Below are 18,796 nucleotides of genomic sequence, written 5' to 3' on the forward strand. Positions count from 1 at the left end.
GGGCCCACCGGGGAACGACACCGTTCCGCGGTCCGCGTCCGTCCGGGCCTCGGGCGCGACTGCCGGGCCGTCGCCCGGCCCTCCCTGGCATGCGGTCCCGATTCGTTGCGAGGAGCCGAAGTTGACGCCATTTCAGGATCCGGCGGGGGTCGCGGTCGCCCGTTCGGCCCCGGCCCCGTCCTCCGGAACACGGGTGGCCGGTCTGGGTGCCCACCGGCCCGACACCGTGATCGGCAACGAGCAGGCGGCCGAGGCCGCGGGGGTCGAGGCCCAGTGGATCGAGCAGCGCGTCGGCATCCGCACCCGGCGCTTCGCCTCGCCCACCGAATCGGTGGTGTCGATGGCGGTGGCGGCCGGACGTGCGGCGCTCGAGGAGTCGGGGACACCGGCCGACGAGGTCGACGTGGTCGTGCTGGCGACCTGTTCCATGCCCTCGCCGATGCCGAGCGGCGCCGCTTCGGTGGCCTCGGGCCTCGGCTGTACCGCCGCGGCCGGCTTCGACCTGAACGCGGCCTGCTCCGGGTTCAACCACGCACTGGCCGTCGCGGACGCCCTGGTCCGGGTCGGCACCGCCCGCCGCGTCCTGGTCGTCGCCTCCGAGCGGATGAGCGACTGGGTCGCCCCGAACGACCGCGACACCGGGCCGATCTTCGCCGACGGGGCGGCCGCCGCCCTCGTCGTCGCCTCCGACCGGCCGGGGATCTTCCCCGTCGCCTGGGGCAGCGACGGCAGCCGCGCCGACCTCATCCTCATCAGCCCCGACACCCGGCGGATGACGATGTCCGGGCGCAAGGTCTTCCGGTGGGCGACCTCCGCGCTGATGCCCGTCGTCGAGGCCGCCTGCGAGCGAGCGGCGATCCCGGTGGACAAGGTGAAGGCCTTCGTCCCGCACCAGGCCAATCTGCGGATCATCGACGCCCTGTCGGCCGCGATCGGCTCGCCCGACCTGGTCACCGCGACCGACCTGACGGTGGCCGGCAACACCTGCGCGGCGTCCGTACCGCTCGGTCTGCACGCACTGCGCCGGGACGGCCGGATCCATCCGGGCGACCCGGTCCTGCTGTTCGGTTTCGGCGCGGGGCTCACCTACGCCGCCCAGGTCATCCTCAACCCCTGACCGGACCCCGGTCCGGCGCCCCCAGACAGGAGCACCGATGCACACCGAAGCCGACACCTTTTCGACGGTCCGGGACCTGGTCGCCGCGATCGCCCAGCTCCCGCCCGCCGAGGTCGAGCCCGGCCACCGGCTGGTGGAGGACCTCGACCTGGACTCCCTGCAGATCACCGCGCTCGCGCAGAAGCTGCAGAACGCGCTGGGCCGGCCGGTGGACGAGGACCTGCTGATCGCCCCGGGAACCACCGTGGCGAACTGCGCCGCGCTCACCTCGGGCCCCTGATCCCTGCCGACCACGACTCCCGGCCGGGCCGTCCGGACGGCCCGAACCCGCCCTTCTCCGCGAGGAAGGTGCCCGCACCATGAGCCGACCTACCCCGGTGCACGACGCGACCGGACCCACCCGTCCGCCCACGACTCCCGCCCGTGCCCAGGGCTCGGCCCACGCGAAGGCGATCCTGCTCGGCGAGCACGCCGCGGTCTACGGCGCCCCGGCCCTGGCCGTCCCGCTCCCCGCCCTGACCTGCCGCGCCGAGGTGACCGCCCGCCACGGTGGCGCCCGGGGACTCGTGGGCCTCTCCTGCACCGCCGACCCGCAGGGGGTCACCGCACCCGTGTCGCCTCCGCCGCCAGGGCTCGTCTCGCTCGTCGCCGCCGTGCTCCGGCGGCCGGGCGCCGCCTGGCTGCACGGCGTGGACGTCGAGCTCAGCAGTACGATCCCGCCGGCCCGCGGCCTCGGGGCGAGCGCCGCGAGCGCCCGTGCGCTCACCCGTGCGCTCGACCGGCTGCTGGGGGCCCGGATGAGCGAGACCGAGGTCTTCGCCCACGTGCAGCTCGCCGAACGCGCGGCCCACGGCCGGCCCTCCGGCATCGACGCCCTGGCCACCGGATCGGCCGCGCCCGTCCTCCTCCGCGAGGGGCGCACCAGCACACCTCGGGTGGGAACCGAGGCGTGGCTCGTGGTGGCCGACTCGGGAACCCCCGGCAGCACCCACGAGGCCGTGGCCGGCCTCCGTCTCCGCTTCGAGACCGGACCACTGGAGCGTGAACGGTTCCTGAGCGCTTCCACCACCGTGGTCGACCGCGGCCTGACCGCGCTGGCCGACGGGGACCTGGAGGAGCTGGGACACTGCCTCACCGAAGCCCACCACCTGCTGTCCGCACTGGGCCTGAGCACCGCCGGTCTCGACTCCCTGGTGACCACCGCGCTCGAACACAGCGCCCTCGGGGCCAAGCTGACCGGCGGCGGCCTGGGCGGATGCATGATCGCGTTGAGCGCCTCGCGCGCCGCCTCGGCCCGGCTGGCCGCGCTGCTCACCCGGCGCGGAGCGCACCGTGCCTGGACCGCGCGCGTGGAGGCGGGGGGCCCGGCATGAACCGTCTCTGCTCGGCAACGGCGACCGCCCACCCCAACATCGCCCTGGTCAAGTACTGGGGCAAGCGTGACGAGGACCTGATCCTTCCGTTGGCCGACAGCATCTCCATGACCCTCGACGTCTTTCCCACCACCACCACCGTCAGCCTCCTCCCGGGGCAGGGCGGCGACCAGGTCGTCATCGACAGCGCCGCGGCGACCGGCCGAACCCTGAGCCGGGTCACGGACTTCCTCGACCTGGTGCGCCGGCTGACCGGAAGCACCGGCCGGGCGCGGGTCGAGACCGTCAACACCGTGCCGGTCGGCGCCGGACTGGCGTCCTCTGCCGCCGGGTTCGCGGCACTCGCCCTGGCTGCCTCCACCGCCTTCGGAGCCGGCCTCGACGCCAGGGACCTGTCCAGACTCGCCCGCCGCGGCTCCGGTTCGGCCTGCCGGTCCGTCCACGGGGGCTTCGTGCAGTGGCACGCGGGGCGGCCGGACGACCCCGACCCCGACCGGAGCTCCTACGCACGGCCCGTCGAGGACGCGCGGTTGGAGCTCGCCATGGTCGCCGTCCTGCTGGAGACCGGGCCGAAGACCGTCTCCAGCAGGACGGCGATGGCCCGCACCACCAGGACGTCCCCGCTGTTCCCCGGCTGGATCGCCGCCACCCGCGCGGACGTGCACGCGATGCGGGCGGCGCTGCGGACCGCGGACCTGGCCCGGGCCGGCGCCATCGCCGAGCGCAGCGCCCTCGGCATGCACGCCACGATGGAGAGCGCCGATCCGCCCGTCGTCTACCGCACGTCCGCCTCCCACCAGGTGCTGGCGCACGTGCGGGCGCTGCGGGCCCGTGGCGAACAGGTCTGGGCGACCATGGACGCCGGCCCCAACGTGAAGGTGCTCTGCGCCCCCCAGGAGGCGGCGCGGCTCGCCGAGGAACTGGCGGCCCTGGCGCACTGCCCGACCGTGGTCGCCCGGCCCGGACCGGGCGCGCGCCTCACCTCCCTGAGGGCGCGGTGAACACCCCGGTGGTCTGTCGCGCGCCCGGGAAGCTCCTGGTGGCCGGCGAGTACGCGGTGCTCACCCCGGGCCAGCCCGCGATCGTCGCCGCGGTCGACCGCCACATCACCGTCACCGCCTCCTCCACGCGCCACGCCGACGTGGAGCTCGTCACCGACCTGACCGCCCGCCCGTACGCCCTCCACCGCCGCGACGGCACCCTGGTGCCCGCCCGCGCCGGCGCCCGGCCCGACGCCCTAACCCACCTGCTCGCGGTCGTCCGGACCGTCGAGCGACTCCGCGTCGAGTCCGGCCTGCCCGAGGCGCCCGTGCGCCTGGACGTCCGGTCCCGGCTGCACGAGAAGGGCGTCAAGATCGGCCTGGGTTCCAGCGGCGCCGTCACCGTGGCGGCCGTCCAGGCCCTCACGGCCTTCACCGGGATCGAGCTGACGCCCGAGCTGCGCCTGCGCCTGGCGCTCCTGGTCACCGCGACGGTCGACCCGCAGGCCTCCGGTTCCGACGTGGCGGCGAGCACCCTCGGCGGGTGGGTCCTGTACACCCCGCCCGACCGCGGCGAACTGCTCCGCTCGCTCCGGACGGAGGGCGTGGCGGCCACCCTCTCGGGCCGCTTCACCGGCCTCACCCTGGAGGCCCTCGCTCCTCCGGCCACCCCGCTGCAGGTGGGCTGGACCGGCCGGCCCGCCTCCACCCCGGCCAAAGTGGGCCACCTCCGCCGGACCGCCTGGTGGGACAGCGCCGCGCACCACGGCTTCCTCCGGCGCAGCGCGGAGCTGGTGCACGGGCTCGCGCTCGCGCTCTCCCGAGGCGACCAGGAGGCCGCCATACACGGCGTCGGCACCGCGTCCGCCCTGCTGTCCGACCTGGACCAACGGACGGAGTGCGGAATCTTCACCCCCGCCCTGACCCGGCTGTGCGAGACGGCCCGGGCCGTCGGGGGCGCCGGAAAGCCCTCCGGCGCGGGCGGCGGCGACTGCGGCATCGCGCTGCTCCCGTCCGCCTCGGCCGCAGCGGCCCTGCGGCAGCGGTGGAGCGCGGTCGGCATCGTCCCGCTGCGCCTCGGGACCGCCGAAGCAGCGGCACTCCCCGGGGAAGCCCCGGGCCGGCCCCCCGCCGAGGCGCCGCCGTCCCCCACCGGTGAGACCGGTCCGAACAGGAGGAGTCCCCGATGACCGAGAACCGCAAGGACGCCCACGTCCGCCTCGCGGTCGCCCAGCACGTCGAGGTCCCGGCGCCGAGGCTCGGCCGGGGCGGCGGGGCCTCCCCCGCGGCCCGGCCCGGCGGCTTCGACGACGTCCGCTTCGTCCACCACGCACTCGCCGGGATCGACCGCGAGCAGGTCGACCTGCGCACCACGGTCCTCGGCCGCGCCTGGACCACCCCGCTGTACATCAACGCGATGACCGGCGGCACCGCCGAGACCGGCCGGATCAACCGCAGTCTGGCGATCGCCGCCCGGGAGACGGGGCTGGCGATCGCCACGGGCTCCATGAGCCCGTACCTGAAGGACGAGTCGACCGCGGGCACCTTCAGCCCGGTCCGCGACGAGTACCCGGACGGCTTCGTGATGGCCAACCTCAACGCCAACGCGACCCCCGAGCAGGCCCGGCGGGCCGTCGACCTGATCGAGGCCGACGCCCTGCAGATCCACCTGAACCCGGTCCAGGAGATCGTCATGCCCGAGGGCGACCGCTCGTTCGGGCACTGGGCCGGTTCGATCGAGGCGATCGTGAAGGCGCTGGACGTCCCGGTCATCGTCAAGGAGGTCGGGTTCGGCCTCAGCGGGCGGACGGTGGCCCTCCTGGCCGAGCTGGGCGTCGCCGCCGCCGACGTGGCGGGCAGCGGCGGGACCGACTTCGCCAGGATCGAGAACGGGCGCCGCGAGCACGGCGACTACGCCTACCTCGAGGGCTGGGGGCTCAGCACGCCCGCCGCCCTGCTGGACGCGCGGGATCAGGGCCTCCCCCTGCTCGCCTCCGGCGGGGTCCGCCACCCCCTCGACGTCGCCCGCGCCCTCGCCCTGGGTGCCCGGGCGGTGGGGGCCTCCGGCCCGTTCCTCACCACGCTGGTGACCGACGGCCTCGACGCCCTCGTCGCACGGATCACGACCTGGATCGACCAGCTCACCGCGCTGATGACGATCCTCGGCGCCCGCCGCACCGGTGACCTCACGGCCTGCGACATCCAGCTCGGCGATTCGCTGAGCCGCGCGGCCGGGAGCCGGTAGTCCTGCCCCGAGCCCCAAAGGAGCCACGTCCATGACCAGCACCCCCACGACCCCCCGCCCGAGCGTCGCCGTCACCGACGAGCTCTGCCCGGTCCCCACCCGCTGGGTGGGCCCGGTCAGGATCAGCGGCAACGCCGCCACCACGGAGACCCACGTCCCGCTGGCCACCTACGAATCCCCGCTGTGGCCGTCCGTCGGCCGCGGTGCGCGCGTCTCCCGTCTGGTGGAGGAGGGGATCAGGGTCACCGTCGTGGACGACCGGATGACCCGGTCCGTCCTGCTCAAGGCCCCGGACGCCGCGACGGCCTACGGCGCGGCCCTCGCCGTCCACGCGCAGCTCGACGAGCTCCGCGCGCTGACCCGTCACACCAGCCGCTACGCGGAGCTGCTGGCCGTCCGGCACGAGATCACCGGACCGCTGCTCTTCCTCCGCTTCGAGTTCTCCACCGGCGACGCCTCCGGGCACAACATGGCCACCCTGGCGGCCGACCGGCTGCTGGCCCACCTGCTCGCCGTGCTGCCCGGCATGCGGTACGGGTCGATCTCCGGCAACTACTGCACCGACAAGAAGGCCACGGCCGTCAACGGGATCCTCGGCCGTGGCAAGAACACCGTCGCCGAGATCCACGTCCCCCGCCCTGTGGTGGCCGAGCAGCTGCGCACCACGGCCGCGAAGGTCGTCGAGCTGAACGTCCACAAGAACCTGGTGGGGACCCTGCTGGCCGGCGGGATCCGCTCGGCCAACGCCCACTACGCCAACATGCTGCTGGCCTTCTACCTTGCCACCGGCCAGGACGCGGCCAACATCGTCGAGGGTTCCCAGGGCATCACCTACGCCGCCGACCACGACGGGGACCTCTACTTCTCCTGCACCCTGCCCAACCTCATCGTCGGCACCGTCGGCAACGGCAAGTCGCTCGAGAACGTCCGGCGGGCCCTCTCCCGGCTGGGCTGTCGCGAACCGCGTCCGGACGGCGACAACGCCCGCAGGCTGGCCGCCCTCGCCGCCGCGACCGTGCTGTGCGGGGAGCTGTCCCTGATGGCGGCGCAGACCAACCCGGGCGAACTGATGCGGGCCCACACCCGGATGGAGCGCGTCGAGGGGGCCCCCGATGCCGGCTGACCCTCCCGTCGGGATCCACGACCTCACCTTCGCCACCACGAGCCTGGTGCTCACCCATGAGGAGCTGGCGCGGCACACCCGGGCTCCGCTGGCCAAGTACCACCACGGCATCGGCCAGCGGGCCATGAGCGTCCCGGCCGTCGACGAGGACGTCGTCACACTGGCGGCCGACGCCGGGAAGCCGGTGGTGGAGCGCCACGGGACGGGCCGCATCCGCACCCTGATGTTCGCCACCGAGACCGGCATCGACCAGTCCAAGGCGGCCGGCGTCTACGTCCACCGGCTCCTCGGCCTGGCTCCCCACACCCGCGTCATCGAGCTCAAGCAGGCGTGCTACGCCGGAACGGCGGCCCTCCAGCTCGCCTGCACGCTGGTCCGCTCCGACCCCGCCCAGGAGGTCCTCGTACTCGCCAGCGACATCGCCCGCTACGACCTGGACAGCCCCGGCGAGGCGACCCAGGGCGCAGCCGCAGTGGCCGTCCTGGTCGCCGCGGACCCCGCCATCGCCGTCATCCCGCCGCCCTCCGGCCTGTACACCCGCGACGTCATGGACTTCTGGCGGCCCAACTACCGCACCACCGCGCTCGTCGACGGCAAGAAGTCGGTCGAGGCCTACCTGGAGGCCGTCGACGGCACCTGGCAGGACTACCGGGCGCGGAACGGCATCCCGTTCGAGGGCTTCCGTGCCGTCTGCTATCACCAGCCTTTCACCCGGATGGCCCACAAGGCCCACCGGCGGCTGATGAGCGCCGCCGGGGTCCCGCACTCGCCCGAGGCGGTGCTGCGGGCCGTCGGCTCCACCACGGCGTACAACGAGACCCTCGGCAACAGCTACACCGCCTCCCTCTACCTCGCGCTCACCGCCCTCCTGGACAGCGGCACGGTCGGGGACGGCGAGCACGTCGGCCTGTTCAGCTACGGTTCGGGGTGCGTCGCCGAGTTCCTCGCCGCCACCCTCCAGCCGGGCCACCGCAGCGCCCTCCGCACGGAGGCGCACCTGGGTGCGATCGCCCACCGCACACCCGTGAGCTACGAGGTCTACCGCGAACTGCGGAACCGGGAACTCCCCACCGACGGGGCGGCCCTCCGCCTTCCCCACCAGTCGCAGGGGTGGCACCGGCTGGCGGGCATCGACTCCCACCAGCGGCTTTACGAGCACACGGGCACCTGACCGACCGTCAGGGCGCGGCACGTTCCGGCTCGTCTACCGGCTTGCGGCGGGCCGGAACCGCGCCCTGGAGGGCGGCCGCCCGGTTCAGCAGGGCTTGGACGGCGGCGCCCCGGTGCTGGAGCGCCAGCCGGCCGCGCATCCGGGTGACGCTCGCGGTCAGCCTGCCCGAGCCCACCAGGGGGTAGTCGTCGAGCACGCTGTGCCACACCTCGGTTGCCCGGTCCAGGCTGCCGCGTGACAGCAGCAGCTCGGCGAGGCGGGCGTTGACCACGGCCCGGGCCATCCGCTCCGTGGCGGAGCGCTCCCGCCCCGAGCGGGTCAGGGAACGGATGGCTCCTTGTACATCGCCCAGACCGGCCAGCACCTCGGCCTCCTGGTGGGCGTACCCGGCCCAGTCGTAGCCGCCCACGCCGCTGCTCGGGGTCAGCGCCCGATCCAGGAGGCGTTGCGCCTCGGTCAGGTACGCGAAGGCCTTCTTCCGCTCGCCGCAGGCGGCCGCCGTCACGGCCTGCTGGCCGCGGACGAAGGCCGCCTGTCCGGCCGGCAGGGCGTGCCCGTGGGTCGCGGCCAGCTCGGCGAGCTCCCGCGCGTACCTGCGGTGGCCCAGGTAGTGGGCCTGCACGCTCATGCCGCGCAGTGCTATCGCGTAGGAGTCGTTGTCGGCCGCCTCGGCCGCCAGGAGGGCCGCCGTCCGGTAGTAGGACTGCGCCAGACCGTGGTGCTGCGCGTCGAAGCAGGAGAATCCCGCGAGGTAGCTGAGGCGGGACGTGCAACTCAGCAGCCTCCAGCGCAGCGCGGGCGGGGCCGACGCCCGGAGCCAGTCCGCGGCCACCGTGCCGAGGAAGTCCGTCAGCATCCCGCGACCCTGCTCCGGGCCCATCGCCTCGTCGCGGCTGGCCACCACCTCCAGGAGGCTCTGCGCGAGCTGGAGGTGCGGGGTGCCGATGCGGGCCGGCGGTACGGCGGACCGGCCGTGCGGTGCCTGCTGGGGGAAGGCCGGGAGCCGCTTGCGGGCGAGCGAGTAGACGGGGAGCCGGTCCGGCCGGCGCCGACCGCCGAGGGCCGCCAGCGCGACCATGAGCTCGTACGGGTCACCGTCCGGGGCGGCCGGACGGACCACCGGACGGCCGAGGCCGGTGTCCTCGACGCTGACCTCCCGGCCGAGGCTCCGGGAGAGCACCTCGGCGACCAGCCTCGGGACCGGCTCGGTCGGCCTGGAGCCGCTCAACCAGTGCGCCACCGTGGTGCGGTCGTAGCGCAGCTCGAGGCGCTCCACGGCCCCCGCCCGGTTCACCGCTCTCGCCAGATCCTGCCCGCTCCAGCGGGCTTCCAGCATGAGCGCCCTCAACTGCTGATTGGCACGACGAGCACCGGTCATCCCCTGATCGCTTTCATCGGTCGCGAGAGTTTCTCGAGGGCCCCTCGTTCCCGGTACCCGCAGGACGGCGCTCCGCTAACGTCCGACGGCGGACACCGCCGCAGCGGGCGGGAAGAAGGGCGAAAACGGGGAACGCACGCACTCGCCCGGAACACCTGTTCACGACCAGTAGTCGGGCAGCGTGTACCGGTACCTGTTCGTGGCGTGCCAGTGGTGGTTACCGGCCACCCAGGAGGAGAGCCCGGTCAGGTACCGGGCTAGCCGGGGGTCGGGCCAGGTGGCGGTGAGGGTCGCGGCCTCGGTCTCGAAGCCGTCCATCATCTCGTTGTGGATCTGAATGGCCTTCATGTAGGCGGCCCGGGCCGGGAGTTGCTCGGACCGGGCGATCACCACGGGCAGGTTGATGTGCCAGTGGGAGCCGCGGAACTCCTTGGTGAAGGAGTAGAGGTCGTTGCAGATCGTGGCGACGTTGCACGCCAGGGCCGTCGCCCGCTGCACGGCGGCGGTGGTCTGGAGCTCGGCCGGCAGTTCGTACCCGGCGACCAGGTCGGTGAGGGTCAGGCAGGGGCGGAAGTTGTTGAACTGCCGCATGGCCAGGTACTGCCACACCGGCGGGGTGATCTCGTCGATGCACCAGGCCGCCTCGCACAGGTAGCCCGCGTGCAGGCGGCCGAGGTCGTTGCGGAGGCGGTCGGCCTGGGCGGCGGTCCCCAGGGCGACGACGTACTCCATCGCGGAGTGGTAGGAGCGCAGCGGCGCGTCGGCGGCCATGCCGGCCTTCCACTGCTCCTCGTACTCCCGGGTGGCGTGCAGGTGGTCGACCGCGGACTGGGCGATCAACAGGCGGGCACCGAGCCCGCGCGGTGATCCGCCGCGGTCCTCGCAGTAGCAGTCGTCGACCACGTTCTCGGCGAACAGCATCCGGGACGCGGCCAGCAGGTGGTCGCGGGACGCGTGGTCGGGGTGGTAGAGACAGGTCGCGTACGCGGTGGCGAAGCCGTCGGCGTCGGCCTCCCACTCCGGCGGGTACAGGTCGAGGCCGCGGGCCCACGCGCGGGTGCGGGCCTCGATGTCCGCGACCAGTTCGGCGTCGGGTTCGAGGGCAGGCCGGTACCGCAGGCCGGGGATCGGGCGCACCGGGATCTCTCGCGGGCGGTCCAGGCGGGTGTTGCCGGTGATGCGCAGGACACCGGTGCCGACCCCGGTCGGGCCGCTGGGCAGGGGTGTCATCGGGTCAGTCCCCCTGCGCGCCGAGCTGGACGTTCTCCAGCAGGGACGCCCCGTCGGGGGTGAGGATCGCGAGCGAGTGGTAGGCCGAGACCAGGTAGGACAGGATCGCCTTCTCGCTGACGCCCATGAAGGTGACGTTCAGGCCCGGGTCGTACTCGTCGGGCAGTCCGACGTGGTGCAGGCCGACGGTGCCCTGGGTCTCCTCGCCGTGGCGCATGCTGATGATGGTGGTGGTGGACCGGTCGGTGACGGGGATCTTCGACAACGGGTAGATCGGCACCCCGCGCCAGGCCGGAAGCGGCTTCGTGCGGCCCTCGGGGTAGTGCTCGCCGATGGTCACGCCGCGTTTGTTGCACTCGTGCAGGAACGCGGCGATCGCCTGCGGGTGGGCGTAGAAGGCGTCCGTGGAGCGCTGACGGGTGAGCAGCTCGTCCATGTCGCTGGGGGTCGGGGGCCCGGAGCGGGTGGAGATCCGCTGCTCGTAGGCGGTCTGCGCGAGCAGGCCGAAGTCCGGGTTGTTCACCAGCTCGAACTCCTGGGTCTCGCGGATCTCCTCCACGGTCAGCCGCAACTGCTGTTCGAGCTGGTTCATCGGGTGGGAGTACAGGTCGCGCACGCGCTTGTGGATGCGCAGGACCGTCTCGGTGGCCGAGAGTTCGTACTCACGGGGCGAGAGGTCGTACTGCACGTAGGTGCCGGGGATCCTCGCCTCGCCCCAGTGGCCCGCGGACATCTCGATGGCGGCCTCGCCCTTGCGGTTGGCCTTCTGGGCGCGCTTGCGGACGAACTCGGCGAGGTGCTCCTGGAGGCTCGGGGCGGTGTCGTGGAGCGCGGTGAAGGTGGCCCAGTCCAGCTGCATCACCGTTCCGGACGTGGCGCAGCGCAGCGTGGCCGACCACCTGGGGTCCGCCACTCCGACGGCCTCGTCGCCGATCTGGTCCCCGTCGGTGACCACCGGCAGGTAGGACGGGGGGCCGTACTTGCTCGCCACGACGCGTTCGATGCGGCCGTGGGCGACGATGAACACCTTGGTGACCGGGTCGCCCTCCTCGACGAGGACCTGCCCCTGGGTGACCTGGAGGGGGGTGAACAGCGCGGCGAGCTTCCCGAGGACGCCGAGGTCCGTGTAGCCCTTGAGGGCGGGGAGTTCGGCGAGGGTGGAGGGGATGATCCGCACGTCGTTGCCCCGCTGGTCGAAGCCGACCCGGCCACGGCCGGGCAGCACGGTGGCACGGCGGTTCACCCGGTAGGTCCCGCCGGGGATGTCCACCCACGGCAGGGTGCGCATCAGCCACCTGCTGGTGATGGACTGCATCTGGGGCGGCGTCTTACTGGTGCTCGCCAGCAGCTTCGCCGCCTCCGCGCTGAGGGAGAGCGGCGTCTCGTCGATGGTGGGCACGGCCTCTTCCGTCATGGTGCCTCTGCTCCTCGCGCGGAGTGTCGGGGTGGTGAGGGTGTCAGGGCCTTCCCGACCGGGGAAAGCTGCAGGGACAACGCTGCACCGTGCGCAGGCACACCGGTACGGCGCCGGGGCGCACGCACGTTGAAATGACGTCGGCCGTTGAACGGCGTCCCGCGCCCCCCGGCATCGAACAGGCGTCCCAGTGGTGCGTTCAACGTGGACGGCTGATGAAACACCACCCGTCCTCCCGGCGGATGGCGCGGCTCGGGCGTCGATGGATCGTTGGTGTCCGGTGGCCGAGCCGGTGCACCTGCGCGCGCCGGCGGCAGCGCGCGCCCCGAACGGCGCGCCGCCGCCCCCGGTCCACCCTGCCCAGTGCCCCTGCCGAGAAGAGTCGATGCCATGGCCGTCACCGCCCGGGTGCCAGTGAAGATCAACCTGCAGCTGTCCGTCGGGCTCCCCGGCGAGGACGGCGCCCGTCCGCTGACGACCGTCCTGCTGGCCGTCAGCGTCCACCAGACCGTCACGGCGGCGGCCCACTCCGGGCTCCGGGTCACCGCCTCGGACCGGTACGCGCACCGGTTGCGCCCGGAGGGCGGCGCCCTCGCCCTCCGGGCCGCCCGCACCCTGGCGCACCACCACGACCTCCGACCGGACGTCCACCTCCACCTGAGCGGGGACGCGCCCGTCGGCGGTGGTCCCGGTGCCGGCACCGTCGGCGCCGCCGCCCTGCTCGCCTGCGACCTCCTGTGGGGCACCGCGACCCTGCCCTCCGTCCTGACCCGGCTGGCCCGCACCCTGGGCACCGAGGTGCCGTTCGGACTGCACGGCGGCGCGGCGCTGGCCACCGGCCGGGGAGACCGGCTGGTGCCGGTCGCGGTGGGCACGGACACCCACTGGGTGCTGGCTCCGGCGGACCGCCCGCTCCGCTCCCCCGAGGTGTTCCGCCGCTGGGACGAGCTCCGGGCAGCCGGGAAGGTCCGGCCACCACGCGGCTCCGAGGGGAGTCCGGACCGTGCCGACGACAGGCTGCTCGCCGCCCTGCAGCGGGGCGACGTCAAGGCACTGGCCCGTCGCCTCACCAACGACCTGCAGCCGGCCGCCCTCTCCCTCCTCCCCCTGCTACGGCGGACCCTGGACACCGGCCTGGAGGCCGGGGCACTGGCGGCGCTGGTGTGCGGAGCCGGTTCGACCTGCGTCTTCCTGGCACCCGGGGCCGGGGAGGCACTGGCCGTCGCGGCCCGGCTGAGGGCCTCCGGCCTGCGCACGTCCGTGGCCAGCGGGCCCGCCTACGCAATCACCACGGAACCGGCCTCCTGCGGGGCGGCCTGCAGGGCCGATCGGTTGACGGGTCGTCACATCGGTTGTGGTGCACCGTCCTGAACCACCGGCCGCCTCCCGCTCTCCGCGTCCCGCACCCGCACTGCCGACGCACCGTCAGCCCGCGTCCTCCAGGAGCCGGTCCTCGCACCAGGCCACCGCCTCGTCGCGCGTGGCCGTCCATCGGCCGGGATGGCCGTCGACCTGGTCCAGGAACGGTTGCTGGACGGCGACGGCGACCCGCAGACCGCGTCGTTCGAGGTCCTTCAAGGTCCCCTCGACCATGGTCGCGGGGCCCGCCCCGACGGCGGTGACCGCCGTGAGGTCGAGCACGATCGCGCCGGGAGCGGCCTCGGCGGCCCGCTCCACCGCTGCCAGCAGTTGCTCGGTCTCGGTGAACTCCAGGTCTCCCTGGGCGCCGATCACCACGATGGGCCGCGCGTCCAGGACGGCGGTCCGCGCGGGATCGTGTTCACGGCCGGAGCGCGCCGCGCGCACCGTGTCGGTCACGGTGGCGGTCATGTGCACCGGGACGTGCATGAGGTGCAGCGCGTACCGCGAGGACATCTCGGTCAGCGCCGCCACGCCCCGGACGGAGTTGCCCTCCGCGTCCAGCGGCGGACTGTAGACGGCGACGCCGAAGCGGCCCGGGCTGCACGCGATCAGCCCGCCCGCCACACCGCTCTTGGCCGGCAGCCCGACGTTCAACAGCCACTCCCCGGCACCGTCGTACATTCCGCAGGTGGCCATCACGGCCAGCGTCCGGGTCGCCACCAGCTGGCTGACGACCCGTTCGCCGGTGACGGGGTTGAGCCCCCCGGTGGCCAGCGTCGCGGCCATCACCGCGAGGTCGGCCGCGGTGACCCGGACGGCGCACTGGCGGAAGTAGGTGTCGGTCACCGCGTACGGGTCGTCCACCAGTGATCCGGCCGCCCGCATCAGGTAGGCGAGCGCGCGGTTGCGGTCACCGCTGGCGGACTCGGAGGCGTACACCTCCTCGTCGTGGTCCAGGCGGCGGCCCGCGAACGCCGACAGCCGGTCCAGGATCCGGGCCGACCGGGCTCCGGGGTCGGCCGCCCGCACCAGGGCGGTGGTGGCGATCGCGCCGGCGTTGACCATCGGGTTGGCCGGCCGCCCGGTGTGCGGCTCCAGGCTGATCGCGTTGAACGCCTCGCCGCTGGGCTCGGCACCGACCCGCCGGAGCATCTCCTCCGGGCCCAGGTCGGAGAGCGCCAGCGCGTAGACGAAGGGCTTGGAGACCGACTGGATGGTGAAGGGCGTGTCGGCCTTCCCCACCTTGTAGCGACGGCCGGCCATGCTGGTGATCGCGATCCCGAAGTCGTCCGGGTCCGCCTTGGCCAGCTGCGGGATGTAGGAGGCGACCTCGCCGCCCTTCAGGGCGCTCAACCGCCCCAGGAGTTCACCGAGGGACTCGGTCACCGGATCCACCGCAGGGCCCTGCCTCTCGCCGTCGCTCCACTCCCCGGGTGCGCCGGGCGTGCCCTCCGACCGTAGGCAGCGCCGGCCACCCGTCACCGCCGGAACGGGGCGGACGGGTGACCACCCCGCCGACCGGCGGGGGCCGGAGGCCGGACGGGCCCGCCGGGCCCGCAGTTCGGCGGGGGTCCGGCGGGACCTTGGTCCTGTTTCCGGAGCCGATCCGCGCATGGACATTCCGGACAATCCAGCCCATATGTGACGATCAACACCGCAGGCGTCCGGGGGCACTCCCCGACACCCGACAGCGGAGGAACGAGCATCATGAGCGACAACAAGAGCCTTGCCGGCAAGGTCGTCCTGGTCGGCGCGGGCGCGAAGAACCTCGGCGGACTGATCAGCCGGACGGTGGGGGCCGACGGGGCGAAGGTGGGAGTGCACTTCCACTCGGACGCGGCCAAGGCCGACGCGGAGGCCACCGTCGAGGCAGTGGAGCGGGCCGGGGGTGAAGCCCTCGCGGTGCAGGCCGACCTGTCCGACGTGGCCGAGGTGGAGCGGGTGTTCGCCGTGGTGAAGGAGAGGTTCGGCGGGATCGACGTAGCGGTGAACACCGCCGGCATGGTCCTGCGCAAGCCGATTGTGGACACCACCGAGGCGGAGTACGACCGGATGTCGGACGTCAACGCCAAGGCGGCCTACTTCTTCATCCGCGAGGCCGGCCGACAGCTCAACGACGGCGGCAGGCTGATCACCATCGTCACCTCCCTACTGGCCGCCTTCACCGACGGGTACTCCACCTACGCCGGGCTCAAGGCACCGGTGGAGCACTTCACCAGGGCGGCCGCGAAGGAGTTCGCGGCACGAGGGATCTCGGTGAACAACATCGCGCCCGGGCCGATGGACACCCCGTTCTTCTACGGACAGGAGACTCCCGAGCGGGTCGCCTTCCACAAGTCCCAGGCCCTCGGCAACGAACTCACGAAGATCGAGGACATCGTCCCCATCGTCACCTTCCTCGCCACCGAGGGCGGGTGGATCACCGGACAGACCCTGTTCGCGAACGGTGGGTACACCACCCGCTGACCGCGGCGGCCTTCGCCAGGTGGCCGCTCCGGACCGTCCCGGAGCGGCCACCGCACTGCCGGCGACACGGCCGTGGGCGTCCCGCCACGGTGGAACCGACGCCCGCCGCCCGGAGGTCTCCTCGTGGCCGGGGTCCCCACCCCCGGTGTTCTCGGACTTGCCCCGCGACCCCGGCCCCGGTCCTCAGACAGCGACTCCGGCGCACGACGTCCTCGGCTCCACCTTCTCGGTGGAGCTGTCGGCCATTGCCGGTGCGGCGGTCGCCTTCGCCCTGGGCGGAGCGATGCTCGGCGCGGTCACCTACGGCCTGGCCCGCCGACTGCGACAATCAGCATGTCCCCCTGGAGCTGACCCGCCGTCGGATTCTGCCCGCCATCTCCCGACGAGGCGAGCCCGACATCCGCGGCCTCGGCAAGCTCCGCTACGTCACCGAGCAGACCTCACCCCTGCTCCACCCCGAAATCCGATTCAACAGCGCACCGGATTCAACGGAAGGAGCCTGGCGCCGCACCGATGCGCCACCCGAGCTCTGCCATCGTCTACTCCTAGGTGCACCTTGGGAGCTCGCACCCGTTCCACCGACTCAGGCATGCCCTGGGCCCAGCAAGGAGACATGACATGGCCGAGCGCCGCACTGGCACGAGGAAGCCGAAAGACATGACGTGCCCCCGGTGCAACTCAGCCGTCGAGCCCGACCACGCCGGCACCGTCACCGACGCGGACGGCCGACGGTTGGAATCGTGGACCCCTGGACGATGCACGAACCCGCAATGCGCAGAGGCACGTTGACCGGCGGGTGAGCCCGAACGCCCACGGCCTCGGCCCCAGGCCATGACGACGACAGTCACTTGCGGATTCGGTCAGTCCAGCTCTTCGACACGCCGGCGGACAGTGCGGACGATCGGGTTGACCTCGGGCAAGGGCGCGATCTGAAGGAGCATCGCCAACAGCGGCGACGACAACGGCCACATGTACCGGGCCCAGACCACCCTGGCGAACTTCCCGAACGGCTTCGGCAACACCCAGATGATCATGTCGGACGCCCCCAACAACCTGTTCGAGGCGTCCAACGTCTACAAGGTCCAGGGCAAGGACGAGTACCTGATGGTGGTCGAGGCGATCGGCAGCACCGGCCGCCGCTACTTCCGCTCCTGGACAGCCCCGAGCCTCACCGGCACCTGGACCCCGCTGGCCGCCACCGAGGGCGAGCCGTTCGCCGGCCGGAACAACGTCACCTTCTCCGGCACCGCCTGGACCCAGGACTTCAGCCACGGCGAGCTGGTCCGCTCGGGCAACGACCAAACCCTGCCGATCAACCCCTGCAAGCTGCAGTACGTCTACCAGGGCCTCGACCCGAGCGCCTCCGGTGACTACATCAAGCTCCCCTACCGGATGGGCCTGCTGACCCAGACCAACAGCACCTGCTGATCGCCCGTCAGCACCCCGCGGGGCCGGTCGTCCGAGGACGGCCGGCCCCGCGCGGCGTCACCCCTCGAACGAGAGCCGGTACCGGCCGCCGGCCCGGAGCGGGAACGCGAACTCCCGGCGGACGTCACAGGCGCGGGCGATCACCTCGCCGGCCGGGTCGGTCAGGACCGTACGGTCCGCGCCCTCCGGCAGGTGGAGCACGACGGCACCGTCCCGCGCCGCCGTCACCGCACATTCATCCGATGCAACAGCGCGAGTGGCAGCCCTGCCACACCGGGGGGTCAGTCGGCGGACAGCAGGGTGGGGTCCGCCATGATCCGGTGCACCGTGGTCAGCGCCGCGCCCAGCAGCGGCCCGCGCCGCCCGAGGGCGGAGGGCCGCAGCGCCTCCGGCTCCCACGGGCGCACGGTGACCCGGTCGGCCAGCTCGGCGCGGACGGCCGGCAGCAGCCACTCGGCGAGCTCCGCATAGGTGCCGCCGAGTACCAGGCCGTCCGGGTCGATGAGTTCGACGGCGGACGCCAGGGCCAGGCCGAGGGCCCGGCCCGCGCGCTCCAGCGCCCGTACGGTCGGCGGATGGCCGGCCCTGGCCCGCTCGGCCAGCAGGACCACCGGGTCGCCCCGGTCGGCCCCCGCGAGGTCGGTGGGCGCGAGGCCCGCCTCCCGCAGGACCGCCGCCTCGCCCGCGTACTGCTCCAGGCAGCCCCGGGAGCCGCAGACGCAGCCGGGGCCGTCCGGGTGGACCGGCACGTGGCCGAGCTCTCCGGCGAAGCCCCGGGCCCCGCGGAACAGGCGGCCGTCGAGGACCAAGGCGGCGCCGATCCCGGCCTCGGCGGAGACGTGCACGAAGGTCTCGGCGCTCTCCTCCGCGCTCCAGTACTCGGCCAGCGCACCGAGGTTGGCCTCGTTCTCCGGCTCGGGCACGGTGTCCGGGTCGGGCCAGTGGTCTGCGATCCTGACGGTGTGCCAGCCGAGGTTGGGCGCGCGCTCGACCAGGCCGTCGGGCTCGTTCGGGACCACACCGGGAACGGCCAGCACCCGGCCCTCGACCCGCAGTCCGAGGGCGGCCGCCTCGGCCTCCGCCTCGGCGGCCAACGCGGCGGCCCGCGCCAGGACCTCCCCGGCCGGCAGCCCCGCGTTGGGCCGCTCGGTCCGGCACCAGACCCGGGGCTCGCCGCGCAGGTCCACCACGCAGGCGCCGAGGTGGGCGACCCCGATCTCCAGGCCGAGGCCGGCCGGGCCCTCGCCGTTCAGCGCCAGTGCCCGGCCGGGCCGCCCGACCCGTCCGCTGGCGGTGGCCACGCCCTCGGTCAGCGTGCCGCGGGCGATCAGCTCGTCGACCAGCGAGGAGACGGCCGCCCTGGTCAGCCCGACCCGCCCGGCCACGTCGGCGCGGGAGAGCGGGGTGTGCGCGGCGACCGTGCCGAGGACCACCGCGAGGTTCTGCCGCCGCATGTCCTGTTGCCAGGCCGGCCCGTTCTCCGCGCCCATGCCCGTCCTGCCGACCGCT

General features: G+C 73.5%; 17 protein-coding genes. 11 read left to right on the forward strand and 6 right to left on the reverse strand.

Translation table 11 applies throughout. The annotated features are described in order from the left end of the window. Positions 1 to 121 precede the first annotated feature (121 nt). The 8 genes from ACWCYY_RS31105 (at position 122) to ACWCYY_RS31140 (ending at position 8,009) form a co-directional block, all read left to right on the forward strand. Entirely contained in the window at positions 122 to 1,117 is a 996-nt protein-coding gene (locus ACWCYY_RS31105) for a beta-ketoacyl-ACP synthase 3 (protein WP_449797919.1), read from the forward strand. Between the two features lie 37 nt (positions 1,118 to 1,154). After that, positions 1,155 to 1,397 (forward strand): acyl carrier protein, encoded by a 243-nt coding sequence (locus ACWCYY_RS31110; protein ID WP_380149543.1) that lies wholly within the window; start codon positions 1,155 to 1,157, stop codon positions 1,395 to 1,397. A gap of 79 nt (positions 1,398 to 1,476) precedes the next feature. Then, positions 1,477 to 2,490: a mevalonate kinase gene (gene mvk / locus ACWCYY_RS31115; RefSeq protein WP_449797920.1), complete on the forward strand. Its 1,014-nt coding sequence runs from the start codon at positions 1,477 to 1,479 to the stop codon at positions 2,488 to 2,490. After that, on the forward strand, positions 2,487 to 3,491 hold the full coding sequence (mvaD, locus tag ACWCYY_RS31120; protein WP_380149545.1) for a diphosphomevalonate decarboxylase: 1,005 nt from the start codon (positions 2,487 to 2,489) through the stop codon (positions 3,489 to 3,491). The genes mvk and mvaD overlap by 4 nt, the downstream gene beginning before the upstream one ends. Further along, a complete protein-coding gene (locus tag ACWCYY_RS31125; RefSeq protein ID WP_449797921.1) occupies positions 3,488 to 4,660 on the forward strand; it encodes a phosphomevalonate kinase in 1,173 nt (390 codons plus the stop codon). The genes mvaD and ACWCYY_RS31125 overlap by 4 nt, the downstream gene beginning before the upstream one ends. Then, a complete protein-coding gene (gene fni, locus ACWCYY_RS31130) occupies positions 4,657 to 5,715 on the forward strand; it encodes a type 2 isopentenyl-diphosphate Delta-isomerase (RefSeq protein ID WP_449797922.1) in 1,059 nt (352 codons plus the stop codon). Before ACWCYY_RS31125 ends, fni begins: the two co-directional genes overlap by 4 nt. Before the next feature lie 31 nt (positions 5,716 to 5,746). After that, positions 5,747 to 6,838, forward strand: coding sequence for a hydroxymethylglutaryl-CoA reductase (locus ACWCYY_RS31135; RefSeq protein WP_380149548.1), 1,092 nt, complete (start codon positions 5,747 to 5,749; stop codon positions 6,836 to 6,838). Next, positions 6,828 to 8,009 carry a hydroxymethylglutaryl-CoA synthase gene (locus ACWCYY_RS31140; RefSeq protein WP_449797923.1) on the forward strand — a complete coding sequence of 394 codons (1,182 nt, stop codon included), beginning with the start codon at positions 6,828 to 6,830 and terminating at the stop codon, positions 8,007 to 8,009. The genes ACWCYY_RS31135 and ACWCYY_RS31140 overlap by 11 nt, the downstream gene beginning before the upstream one ends. Before the next feature lie 7 nt (positions 8,010 to 8,016). Here the strand turns inward: ACWCYY_RS31140 and ACWCYY_RS31145 are convergent, their stop codons facing one another. The 3 genes from ACWCYY_RS31145 to ACWCYY_RS31155 all read right to left on the reverse strand — a co-directional run bounded on the left by ACWCYY_RS31145 (position 8,017) and on the right by ACWCYY_RS31155 (position 12,031). Further along, positions 8,017 to 9,285 (reverse strand): hypothetical protein, encoded by a 1,269-nt coding sequence (locus ACWCYY_RS31145; RefSeq protein WP_449797924.1) that lies wholly within the window; start codon positions 9,283 to 9,285, stop codon positions 8,017 to 8,019. A gap of 261 nt (positions 9,286 to 9,546) precedes the next feature. Then, the gene (locus ACWCYY_RS31150) at positions 9,547 to 10,617 is read right to left on the reverse strand and encodes a terpene synthase family protein (RefSeq protein ID WP_380149551.1); all 1,071 of its coding nucleotides are present in this window, start codon (positions 10,615 to 10,617) and stop codon (positions 9,547 to 9,549) included. A 4-nt stretch (positions 10,618 to 10,621) separates the two neighbouring features. Continuing rightward, on the reverse strand, positions 10,622 to 12,031 hold the full coding sequence (locus ACWCYY_RS31155) for a family 2B encapsulin nanocompartment shell protein (RefSeq protein ID WP_449797925.1): 1,410 nt from the start codon (positions 12,029 to 12,031) through the stop codon (positions 10,622 to 10,624). Between the two features lie 390 nt (positions 12,032 to 12,421). On the opposite strand from ACWCYY_RS31155, the gene ACWCYY_RS31160 reads away from it, so the two are divergent. Then, positions 12,422 to 13,402 (forward strand): 4-(cytidine 5'-diphospho)-2-C-methyl-D-erythritol kinase, encoded by a 981-nt coding sequence (locus tag ACWCYY_RS31160; RefSeq protein ID WP_449797926.1) that lies wholly within the window; start codon positions 12,422 to 12,424, stop codon positions 13,400 to 13,402. Between the two features lie 54 nt (positions 13,403 to 13,456). Here the strand turns inward: ACWCYY_RS31160 and glsA are convergent, their stop codons facing one another. Then, positions 13,457 to 14,779: a glutaminase A gene (glsA, locus tag ACWCYY_RS31165; protein WP_449797927.1), complete on the reverse strand. Its 1,323-nt coding sequence runs from the start codon at positions 14,777 to 14,779 to the stop codon at positions 13,457 to 13,459. A gap of 321 nt (positions 14,780 to 15,100) precedes the next feature. Here glsA and ACWCYY_RS31170 point away from each other — a divergent pair, with 321 nt between their 5' ends. Together ACWCYY_RS31170 and ACWCYY_RS31175 are read left to right on the forward strand one after the other, a co-directional pair. Further along, positions 15,101 to 15,859: an SDR family oxidoreductase gene (locus tag ACWCYY_RS31170; RefSeq protein ID WP_345287886.1), complete on the forward strand. Its 759-nt coding sequence runs from the start codon at positions 15,101 to 15,103 to the stop codon at positions 15,857 to 15,859. A gap of 939 nt (positions 15,860 to 16,798) precedes the next feature. Further along, positions 16,799 to 17,287, forward strand: a complete 489-nt coding sequence (locus ACWCYY_RS31175; protein WP_449797976.1) for a non-reducing end alpha-L-arabinofuranosidase family hydrolase — start codon at positions 16,799 to 16,801, stop codon at positions 17,285 to 17,287. A gap of 57 nt (positions 17,288 to 17,344) precedes the next feature. On the opposite strand, the gene ACWCYY_RS31180 is transcribed toward ACWCYY_RS31175, so the two are convergent. Both ACWCYY_RS31180 and ACWCYY_RS31185 read right to left on the reverse strand, forming a co-directional pair. Then, positions 17,345 to 17,488, reverse strand: coding sequence for a hypothetical protein (locus ACWCYY_RS31180; RefSeq protein ID WP_380150145.1), 144 nt, complete (start codon positions 17,486 to 17,488; stop codon positions 17,345 to 17,347). Positions 17,489 to 17,568: 80 nt separating this feature from the next. Next, entirely contained in the window at positions 17,569 to 18,777 is a 1,209-nt protein-coding gene (locus ACWCYY_RS31185) for an ROK family transcriptional regulator (protein ID WP_345287962.1), read from the reverse strand. Positions 18,778 to 18,796 lie beyond the last annotated feature (19 nt).

The sequence above is a fragment of the Kitasatospora sp. NPDC001664 genome, assembly GCF_053596675.1.